General features: G+C 61.0%; 9 protein-coding genes and 1 pseudogene. 5 read left to right on the top strand and 5 right to left on the bottom strand.

All coding sequences use genetic code 11. The features are described from left to right. Positions 1 to 114: 114 nt before the first annotated feature. The 5 genes and pseudogenes from L6D77_RS24955 to L6D77_RS24935 all read right to left on the bottom strand — a co-directional run bounded on the left by L6D77_RS24955 (position 115) and on the right by L6D77_RS24935 (position 5811). Positions 115 to 501 (bottom strand): hypothetical protein, encoded by a 387-nt coding sequence (locus L6D77_RS24955; protein ID WP_236170188.1) that lies wholly within the window; start codon positions 499 to 501, stop codon positions 115 to 117. 137 nt (positions 502 to 638) lie between these two features. Continuing rightward, positions 639 to 1484, bottom strand: a pseudogene (locus L6D77_RS24950) (YifB family Mg chelatase-like AAA ATPase); the annotation flags it as partial. A gap of 112 nt (positions 1485 to 1596) precedes the next feature. Further along, positions 1597 to 1953 carry a DUF2493 domain-containing protein gene (locus L6D77_RS24945; protein WP_232885420.1) on the bottom strand — a complete coding sequence of 119 codons (357 nt, stop codon included), beginning with the start codon at positions 1951 to 1953 and terminating at the stop codon, positions 1597 to 1599. A gap of 10 nt (positions 1954 to 1963) precedes the next feature. Beyond that, positions 1964 to 4669, bottom strand: coding sequence for a magnesium-translocating P-type ATPase (mgtA, locus tag L6D77_RS24940; protein WP_232885419.1), 2706 nt, complete (start codon positions 4667 to 4669; stop codon positions 1964 to 1966). Between the two features lie 866 nt (positions 4670 to 5535). Next, positions 5536 to 5811, bottom strand: a complete 276-nt coding sequence (locus L6D77_RS24935; RefSeq protein WP_232885418.1) for an accessory factor UbiK family protein — start codon at positions 5809 to 5811, stop codon at positions 5536 to 5538. Positions 5812 to 6217: 406 nt separating this feature from the next. On the opposite strand from L6D77_RS24935, the gene glnK reads away from it, so the two are divergent. From glnK to L6D77_RS24910, 5 genes are all read left to right on the top strand, one after another. Beyond that, complete coding sequence (gene glnK / locus L6D77_RS24930) at positions 6218 to 6556, top strand: P-II family nitrogen regulator (RefSeq protein WP_002555808.1); 339 nt, start codon at positions 6218 to 6220, stop codon at positions 6554 to 6556. 48 nt (positions 6557 to 6604) lie between these two features. Next, the gene (locus tag L6D77_RS24925) at positions 6605 to 7939 is read left to right on the top strand and encodes an ammonium transporter (RefSeq protein WP_232885417.1); all 1335 of its coding nucleotides are present in this window, start codon (positions 6605 to 6607) and stop codon (positions 7937 to 7939) included. Between the two features lie 429 nt (positions 7940 to 8368). Further along, on the top strand, positions 8369 to 8698 hold the full coding sequence (sutA, locus tag L6D77_RS24920) for a transcriptional regulator SutA (RefSeq protein WP_105947199.1): 330 nt from the start codon (positions 8369 to 8371) through the stop codon (positions 8696 to 8698). Positions 8699 to 8841: 143 nt separating this feature from the next. Next, positions 8842 to 9525, top strand: a complete 684-nt coding sequence (locus L6D77_RS24915; protein ID WP_232885416.1) for a hypothetical protein — start codon at positions 8842 to 8844, stop codon at positions 9523 to 9525. Continuing rightward, positions 9515 to 9964: a hypothetical protein gene (locus L6D77_RS24910; protein WP_232885415.1), complete on the top strand. Its 450-nt coding sequence runs from the start codon at positions 9515 to 9517 to the stop codon at positions 9962 to 9964. The genes L6D77_RS24915 and L6D77_RS24910 overlap by 11 nt, the downstream gene beginning before the upstream one ends. Positions 9965 to 10023: the final 59 nt, after the last annotated feature.

The raw sequence follows: 10023 nt of genomic DNA, 5'->3' as shown, positions 1-10023 counted from the left end.
CGTCCAGCACCATCTCGGCAGCTTGGACTTTGTATTCTCTTGAGTAAGATTTACGCACTGATTTTGCCTCCAATTGGGCGCCATCATAGCGCCCGAAGAAGGTGTCCAAAATCATTAGGCCAGTTCACCTGGGCTTGTGTCTCTCACTTTTTGGCAAAGGTCTGGGTCGAGAAGTGGACCAGGCGCATGTGTTGTTGCCCCATCACAAACGACAATTAGCTTTACTGGATAGCCATTCAGATTATCCAGTGCGTCCTTGACGTAGGAGGGGACGGGTAGTGTCCCTTCAACCTCCAGGCAAACGGTGGTGTTTGCAGTAAATCTGTCCGAAGCTTCAATTGCTTGCGCTAGGAGTTTGGCTGGATCATCGGAGTCCGGAGTGCGTGGGCAGATCAGGGTAGAAAGCACATGTGAAGGGTCAACGATATCTATCCCTTTGGTGCGGATACCTGCTTTTTGAGCCTCGTTGTGCGCCTGGACATCCCTCGATTCGTAAGCCATAGACCTTTCTCCTATTTAGTTAGTCTCATAACCCTATCGGCACCAAATCCTGGAACTAGACCTATCAGGAGTGGTTTTTGTGGTGCTCAGGCGTCTCACAATATTCGTTTGATTCTCACTGATTTCGTTTTGTCCCAGCCGCCACCGACCAGTGCCGGGCCCGAGGCGGAGTGATGGGGGTGGCGAAACGGCCGCTGCGGCCAGCTGTCCAGCGGTGCGTGGCCGCTGACCGAGCGGATTGCCGCCACCTCCAGCGCCTCGCGCTCGTCCAGCGGAGGCAGCAGGCCGGGCAGGCGGCTGGCGAGCAGGGTCTTGCCAGTGCCAGGCGGCCCGGTGAACAGCAAGTTGTGCCCACCGGCTGCCGCCACCAGAAGGGCACGTTTGGCGGCGGTCTGGCCCTGTACTTCGCCGAGGTCGGGGTAGGGGCGCTGCTCCAGCAGCAAGCCATTGGCCGCATAGGGTGGCAGTGGCAGTTGCCCGCTCAGGTGCGCCACCAGCTCCTGCAGATGCCCCACCGCGTACACCACCAACCCGCTGGCCAGGCTCGCCTCCTCGGCGTTCTCGCGTGGCACCACCAGCGCCCGCCCGGCGTCGCGTGCCGCCAGGGCGGCGGGCAGCACCCCCTGCACCGGCCGCAGTACCCCGGACAGGGCCAGCTCACCCAGGCATTCGATGTCTTCGAGCGCGGCCACCGGTACTTGGCCATTGGCGGCGAGGATCCCCAGGGCGATGGCCAGGTCGTAGCGCCCACCGTCCTTGGGCAGGTCGGCCGGGGCTAGATTCTGGGTGATGCGCCGCGCCGGGTACTCCAGCCCGGCGTTGACGATGGCGCTGCGTACCCGGTCCTTGCTTTCCTTGACCGTGGCCTCGGGCAAACCAACCAGGGTGAGCGACGGCAGGCCGTTGGCCAGGTGGGTTTCGACACTGACGGCGGGTGCCAGCACCCCCACCTGGGCGCGGCTGTGGACGAGGGCAAGGGACATGGGCACTCCGTGTTCGCGAAATTGAGGCCGCATCCTGCGGCCCGGCAAAGCTTAGTGGTGTCCCTGGCGAGCCCGTTGGAAAGAGTGCGTCGAGGTTTTTCCGTGTCCTCACCTAGCGCCGCGGCAGATGCCCACACACCACCGCGACCCCCTCACCCCGTGCCCGAGCCAGCAGTTCCTCGGTATCGTCCCCGCCCGGCAACGCCAGCACCAGGTCTGGCCGGCTGTCGCGCAACATGAATACATTGCGCAGGCGCTCAGCCAGTTTGCCGTGCAACTGCCAGTTGGGCGGGTAGCGGACGATGTCCGCACCGTGCTCCCGCGCCCAGGCTTCGATATCACCACCCAGGTACTGGCTGCCACCGTGTATGAGCACCTGGATCGGTTGCTGGCGCTGCAGTTCGTCCAGCGCCCGACGGCAGCGCTGGTGGTCGGCGTAGTTGCGCCCTGCACAGATCAGCACACGCATGCGCCCCCCCTCAGAACCACTGGCCGAAGCGGCGGATGTACAGGGTCTTCATGCCTTGCGCCACCAGGCAGTAACCCAGCAGGGTGGCGGCCAGCCAAGGGAAGTATTCCCACGGCAGCGGCACCAGCCCGACCATCGCCCCCAGTGGCGAGAACGGGATGTAGATACCCAGGCACATCACCAGGCCGGTGGCGAGGATCACCGGCAGCGCCGCAGTGCTCTGCAGGAACGGCACCTTGCGGGTACGCAGCATGTGCACCACCAGCGTCTGCGACAGCAGCCCTTCGATGAACCAGCCGGACTGGAACAGCGCCTGCATCTCTACGCTGTTGGCGGCGAACACGTACCACATCAGGGCGAAGGTGGTGATGTCGAAGATCGACGAGGTGGGCCCTATCCACAGCATGAAGCGGCCGATGTTGCGGGCATCCCATTTGCGTGGTTCGCGCAGGAACTCCTTGTCCATGCGGTCCCAGGGCAGCGACAGCTGAGAGAAGTCGTACATCAGGTTCTGCAGCAGCAGGTGGATCGCCAGCATCGGCATGAACGGGATGAAGGCGCTGGCCACCAGCACCGAGAACACGTTGCCGAAGTTGGAGCTGGCGGTCATGCACAGGTACTTCATGATGTTGCCGAAGGTTTCGCGGCCTTTGAGCACACCTTCTTCAAGCACCATCAGGCTCTTTTCCAGCAGGATGATGTCGGCCGACTCCTTGGCGATGTCGGTGCCGCTGTCCACCGAAATACCCACGTCGGCGTCACGCAGGGCCGGGGCATCGTTGATGCCGTCACCGAGGAAACCGACGGTGTGGCCATTAGCCTGCAACGCCTTGAGTACCCGCGACTTCTGCAGCGGGGTGAGCTTGGCGAACACCGTGCGCTCTTCGACCAGCGCCTTGAGCTGAGCGTCGTCCAGCCGCTCGATGTCCTGGCCGAGCAGTGGCTGGCCGGGCTCCAGGCCCACTTCGCGGCACACTTTGCAGGTGACCACCGGGTTGTCGCCCGTGAGTACTTTCACCTTCACGCCCATGTCACGCAGGGCGGCAATGGCCGGGCCAGCCGTTTCCTTGGGCGGGTCGAGGAAGGTCAGGAAGCCGCGGATCACCAAGGCCTGTTCGTCAGCGGTGTGGTACTGCGCCTTGCGCTCTGCGGCAGGTATTTCGCGGGTGCCGATCAGCAACACGCGAAAGCCGTCCTGGTTGAACGCGCTGGCGGTGGCCAGCAGTTGCTGGCGCTGGGCGTCGTCGAGGACGGTGCGTTGGCCGTTTACTTCTACATGGGTGGCGATGGCGAGCATTTCCTCGACCGCACCCTTGCTGACCAGCAGGTGTTCGCCGAGCGCATCCTTGACGATCACCGACAGGCGCCGGCGAATGAAGTCGAACGGCAGTTCATCGACCTTGGCGTAGGCGTAGGGTGGTTGGAAGCTGCTGTTCTCGCCTGCGAAGCGCAGCACGGCCTGGTCCATCAGGTTCTTCACGCCGCTCTGGTGGTGGCTGTTGAGCCAGGCCAGTTCGAGCAATTGCGGGTCGGTGCGGCCGCTGAGGTCGACATGGTGTTCGAGGATGATGCGGTCCTGGGTCAGGGTGCCGGTCTTGTCGGTGCACAGCACGTCCATCGAGCCGAAGTTCTGGATGGCGTTCAGGCGTTTGACCACCACTTTGCGCCTGGCCATGGCCACGGCGCCTTTGGCCAGGTTGGCGCTGACGATCATCGGCAGCATTTCCGGGGTGAGGCCCACGGCCACGGCCAGGGCGAACAGGAAGGCATCGCTCCAGTCACCTTTGACTACGCCATTGAGCACGAATACCACCGGCACCATCACCAGCATGAAGCGGATCAGCAGGCTGCTGACGCTGTTCACGCCGCGATCGAAGGCGGTCTGGCTGCGCGAGCCGGCAATCGCCCTGGCCAGCGAGCCGAAGTAGGTGCGCTTGCCGGTGGCCACTACCACAGCGCGGGCGCGGCCGCTGACCACGTTGGTGCCCATGAAACCGATGTTGGGCAGGTCGAGCAGGCTGCCTTCGTCAGTGGCGCTGTCGGCGGCGGATTTTTGCGCAACATGGCCGAGGGTGTCGTACTTTTCCACCGGCAACGCTTCGCCGGTGAGCACGGCCTGGCTGATGAACAGGTCGCGCGACTCGATCAGACGTATGTCGGCAGGGATCATGTCGCCAGCGGCCAGTTGCACGATGTCGCCCGCCACCAGCTCGTTCATGGGCACTTCGCGCAGTTGCGCGGGGGTGTCGTGGCGCTCGCGCCGCAGTACCGTGGCGGTGGTGCGGACCATCGCCTTGAGTGCTTCGGCTGCCTTGCTCGAACGGTATTCCTGCCAGAAGCGCAGCAGGCCGCTGACGCTGACCATGGTCAGGATGATGATCACCTTGGTCAGGTCGAGGTCGTCGAGGTCACCGGCGCGCAGCGGCAGCCAGTAATCGGTGACGAAGCTGATGGCAGCAAGGGTGAGCAGTACATAGATGAAGGGGTTGTGCAGCGCCTTGAGCAGTTGCACCAGGGCCGGTTGCGGCTTGTCGTGGGCCACCTCGTTGGCGCCGTCGCGCTGCAGGCGTTTGGCGGCCTCGTGCTCGGTCAGGCCGAGCTCGCTGGCGTCGAGGTTGGCGAGGGTGACGGCCAGGCCGTTGCGCGCTTCACGGGCGGCGCGCATGGACAGGCGAGCGTCCTCAGTCGTGGTGGTGTTGCGGTCTTGTACGGTCATCGGGCTGTGCTCCTGCCGCAGGAGGCGGCACGAAACACAGTCGACTCACGATTGGGTGGGTGAGTACGCGTGTTTCGGGCCGCGATCATTCGATCGGTAAATAACGTTGTTTTTCCGGCGGTTAAAGGTTCGCTGGCGTATGCCGGGATTAATATCGGCAGCGAACTTTCTACTGGCTGAGTCCATGGTGTCGTTATTCCTTTGGAAACTTGCAGGCAATAAGAATCCCGCGAACTTAAACGATGAAAAGTTCGTGTCTTATTGGCGGTTAATCAATAGGTAAACGGTGACGCGCCTGTCAGCCGAAACACAAAAAGGCGCGCCATCGACTCGGCGGTTCCTGGCTGTCGTCGGCCTGCCAGCGCAGGCGTAGGCAGCCGTTGCCAGGTTGCGATAGCCAGGTGGCACGCAGGCGAGAGCCACGCGCGACGGGGGCGGGGAAGGGCGGTGGGGCCTTACGGGCACAGGCGTGCATTGCCCCGAGACGGGCATGCAGGCATGTACGGATAACGGTGATGAGGTTCATGAGCTTGCCTCCGCCCGGGCTGGCACCCGGGGCGGCAAGCTACGGCGGAGCATCAGGCTCTGGCGCGGCTTGCCCAGCCAGGGAGGCGGGCCCGGAGTTCCGGTTCAAGTGCCTGACAGCCAAGGGCGGCCAGGCAGCGACTAGATACTGTGTCCATTGAATTCTTCGTGAGTTGAAATAAAGGCCCGGTTTTCAGGGCGGGTGAACTTTATGCAAAGCATAGCGGGCAAGTCAACCCGCAAGGTGAAACTGAATTAAGTTTCATCTGGTTTAATCAGCGCAATTATATGTAGGAAATTTCAACTGCAGGAGCGGCAGGGCCGCTCCGGGGACGGGGCGATTATTCCGCTGGCGCTGGCGCTGGCGCTGGCGCGATCCGCGCTTCCAGCTCGGCGAACTGTTTTTCCAGCGCTTCAAGGCGGGCGCGGGTGCGGGCCAATACGACCATCTGGCTGTCGAATTCCTCGCGGCTTACCAGGTCGAGCTTGCTGAAGGCACCTTGCATCAGCACCTTGAACTGGCTCTCCAGTTCGGCGCGCGGCTGTGCGGTATCACCGCTGAACAGGCGCGAGGCCTGGTCGCTCAGGGCATCAAGAAGGGCTTTGGGCGCGAGCATGTCTGGCTATCCGCTGATCTGTGAAAGGGCAGCAGTGTAGCACGCTCCTTTTGACGGCTTGCCCTGCACACTTTTTGCGCAGGGCGGCCAAAGGTCGCGCACCGAAGTTGTGCAGCTTTTCCCTGCTGGCGACTGGCCAATCCCGACTGTTTCACGCAACTACCTGTTTTTTGGTGTTTTCCCGGAGCTGGCAAGGTTTCTGCAAAGACCTGGGTGAGCCATGCACTGATGCAGTCCGTTGTGACCAGGCAGTGCGTAGCCCAGTGGTAAGGCCCTTGGTCACCGCCACAAGGTGTCGCGGCGGGGAGGATGGAGCCGACGACGCGTTACAAAGCCAGGCGCTGCGCTTAGACTTGAGACGGGTTTGTTTTCCTGGGGCAAGTCCATCAAATCGGGAGAGAGTTTCATGAAGCTAGTCACTGCCATCATCAAGCCGTTCAAGCTGGACGACGTGCGCGAGTCGCTGTCGGAAATCGGCGTGCAGGGCATCACCGTGACCGAAGTCAAAGGCTTCGGCCGGCAGAAGGGTCACACCGAGCTGTATCGCGGCGCCGAATACGTGGTCGATTTCCTGCCCAAGGTGAAGATCGATGTCGCCATCGACGACAAGGACCTTGATCGGGTGATCGAGGCCATCACCAAGGCGGCCAACACCGGCAAGATCGGTGACGGCAAGATTTTCGTGGTCAATCTGGAGCAAGCGATCCGCATCCGTACCGGCGAAACCGATACCGACGCGATCTAAACGCTACAAAAAAGCCTCACCAAACCCAACGCCCCAGGAGAAAACAACATGACTCTGCGTAAGATCGCAGGGCTAGGAGCCCTATTGTCCCTCGTAATGCCAGGGCTGGCCCTGGCCGAGGAAACTGCCGCCCCGGTGCTCAACTCCGGCGACACCGCCTGGATGCTCACCTCGACGGCGCTGGTCCTGTTCATGACCATCCCGGGCCTGGCCCTGTTCTACGGCGGCATGGTGCGTTCCAAGAACGTGCTGTCGGTGATGATGCAGTGCTTTGCCATTACCGGGCTGATCAGCATCCTGTGGGTGATCTACGGCTACAGCCTGGCATTCGATACCGCAGGTATGGAAAAGGGCGTGCTCAACCTGAATTCCTTCATCGGTGGCTTCTCCAAGGCCTTCCTCAACGGCGTCACGCCGTCGGGCCTGACCTCTGCCACCGCGCTGTTCCCTGAAGCGGTGTTCATCACCTTCCAGATGACCTTCGCCATCATTACCCCGGCGCTCATCGTCGGTGCCTTTGCCGAGCGCATGAAGTTCTCGGCCATGCTGATTTTCATGGGCGTGTGGTTCACCCTGGTCTATGCGCCGATCGCGCACATGGTCTGGAGCGGTGACGGTGCGCTGATGTGGGATTGGGGCGTGCTGGACTTCGCCGGCGGCACCGTGGTGCACATCAACGCCGGTATCGCAGGCCTGGTCTGCTGCCTGGTGCTGGGCAAGCGCAAAGGCTACCCGACCACGCCGATGGCGCCGCACAACCTCGGCTACACCCTGATGGGCGCGGCCATGCTGTGGATCGGCTGGTTCGGCTTCAACGCAGGCTCCGCCGCGGCAGCCAACGGCACTGCCGGCATGGCCATGCTGGTGACCCAGATCGCCACTGCCGCCGCGGCAATGGGTTGGATGTTCGCCGAGTGGATCTTCCACGGTAAGCCAAGCGCATTGGGCATTGCCTCTGGCGTGGTCGCCGGCCTGGTTGCCATCACCCCGGCCGCTGGTACCGTCGGCCCGATGGGCGCGCTGGTGATTGGCCTGGTCTCGGGCGTGGTCTGCTACTTCTGCGCCACCAGCCTCAAGCGCAAGCTCGGCTACGACGACTCGCTCGACGCCTTCGGCGTGCATGGCATCGGCGGCATCATCGGTGCGCTGCTCACCGGCGTGTTCGCGGCACCGGCCCTGGGCGGTTTCGGCGCGGTCACCGACATCGCGGCGCAGTTCTGGGTCCAGGCCAAAGGCGTGTTGTTCACCGTGGTCTACACCGCCATCGTCACCTACGTGATCCTCAAGGTGCTGGACCTGGTGATGGGCCTGCGGGTCAATGAAGAAGAAGAGTCGGTCGGCCTCGATCTGGCTCAGCACAACGAGCGCGGCTACAACCTGTAACCGCAACGCTGGAAAACTTGCCCGGTACGCCGGGCATTTTTTTGCCTGCAATTTGCCGTTTTACCGGGTGCAAACGGTTTCGTTGTCCTGTTCGCGACCTTGGTCGAAAACTTACAAGTCATTGGGCGTTTATGGAGCTTTGCTTTTTCTGCGAGCGCGCTAGAATGCGCGCCGAAGGGTGTGGGACGAGTAACCCGCACACTTCGCCACCCTTTGCTAGGCTTGCAGTAGCCTGTGGCCAGCCAGGGTCAAAACAGTTTTGTCAGGCCTTGCCAGGAGCAGGGCCTGCTGGGTGCCGGGCCTCCCATCAGGAGGTGGACACCCGAGGCAGTGGCCAATCCACGGCCAGTTGAATTTTCACCGGTGACTGCCGTCTACGGCTGCACCGGTCTATAACTAACCTGCTTTTCGCAAGTCATGAGGTAGAACATGAGCGACGACGATCTGGAAAATGATGACCTCGAAGTAGGCGACGAAGACGAGGGTGATGAAGGCCTCGAAGCGGCCGCCGACGATGGTGCCGAAGACGCTGGCGATGACGACAGCAGCCCCGCGCCGACCGCCAAGGGCAAGTCCAAGGCTGCCGTCTCGGTAGACGAGATGCCGAGCATGGAAGCCAAGCAGAAGGAGCGTGATGCCCTGGCCAAGGCGATGGAAGAGTTTCTTTCGCGCGGTGGCAAGGTGCAGGAAGTCGAGGCCAACGTGGTCGCCGACCCGCCCAAGAAGCCGGACAACAAGTACGGCAGCCGCCCTATCTGAGTGGCGCAATGCAAAGAAGCCCGCCGTCGCTGCGGGCTTTTTTGTGGGTGTGAATTTTCATACAGGTAAAGAGGACGAGTCTGCTAGAGAGCCTGAGGTGATCCGGGTAAGCATCACCCCTTAAGCAAAGGGAGATGCCGGTTTTGGACAAACTGATTCGTCGCAGTGAACTCAGCAAGGAAGATATCGAGAGGGTGGAAGACCCATTCTTTGCTGTATCGAAAGTGAAGCATGCGCTCCTGTACAACGGGTACCTTTGGGGGAAAACGGAATTTCTGGAAGCTGGAGGTATCCGTTTTGGACAACGCTACTCCGAAAAGGACCTTGAAAAGGTCCTGGACAAAATCAAGGATGGCAGTTGGCTGTTTCTGACCAGTGAGCCTTTTCGCCCGATGCGCATCGATGGCTTCTTGGGTACAACCCAGTGCTTTCCAGTATCAGAGGCAGCACCCAGTCGATCAAAGATTGAGAAGGGTCCAGGGAAATGGCGGACAATCGACATCGACTATGATGGGCTGAAGAATACGTTTGCCATGCTGCAGAACCGTCTCGGCTCACTTGGTGATGAAGGGAGGGTGTTTGGTTCCGAAGGCAAGGACTTCGATAACACTACCCGTGTCGTGACTCAGCAGTGGGTACCACTGGACAGTCATGATGATCATCTGGCATCCAGGTCGGTGGTCCATCCTTACGGGAAGCTGCGTGCCGTAACTCAACGGTATCTGGAAGGTGACGATAAATGGCAGATCAGTGGCAAGTCATGGTACTGGCAACCAGTGCTACCGCATGAGACCTACGAGCACCCAGAAAGGCATGATGCCCGATAACCGCAGAATTCAGCGCTGGGTGCTTCAGGTCTGGGGCGCTCTGGATGCGTTCTACATTCTCTACTATCTCATCGGTAGTACCCGTCTTGGACGTGTTCCGTTCATCACTGATGCCAAGATAATGGTTGGTTTGTTGACCGAGCAGGGTTTAGTAGCAAGCTTGATCGCAGTCATGAGTATGGTGCTTCAGATATCGATCGTATTTAGTGCATTTCTGCTGCTGCTTGGACTCAGGCTTGGGGTTTCCCTAGGGATTGCGCAGATACCATTTCGGTTGCTTTCGATGACGCCGTCACTTTCGGTTCTGTCAATCTGGGCGAGCTTGATGCCTGGCTACAACATCTGGCTGATGCTTGGATTGATTGTTATCTCTGAGGTCATCAAGGGTGGCACCTTATGGTGGGCTATGCGTCCTCAAGGTGCGCACAGGCGGGCCTAAGCATCGAGTCCCCACCGTCGCTGCGGGTTTTTTTGTGCCTTTCGGTTTTGTGCCGCCCC

The organism is Pseudomonas parasichuanensis, assembly GCF_021601385.1.
Taxonomy (GTDB): Bacteria; Pseudomonadota; Gammaproteobacteria; order Pseudomonadales; family Pseudomonadaceae; genus Aquipseudomonas; species Aquipseudomonas parasichuanensis.
This window is presented reverse-complemented; position numbering and strand designations above follow the sequence as displayed.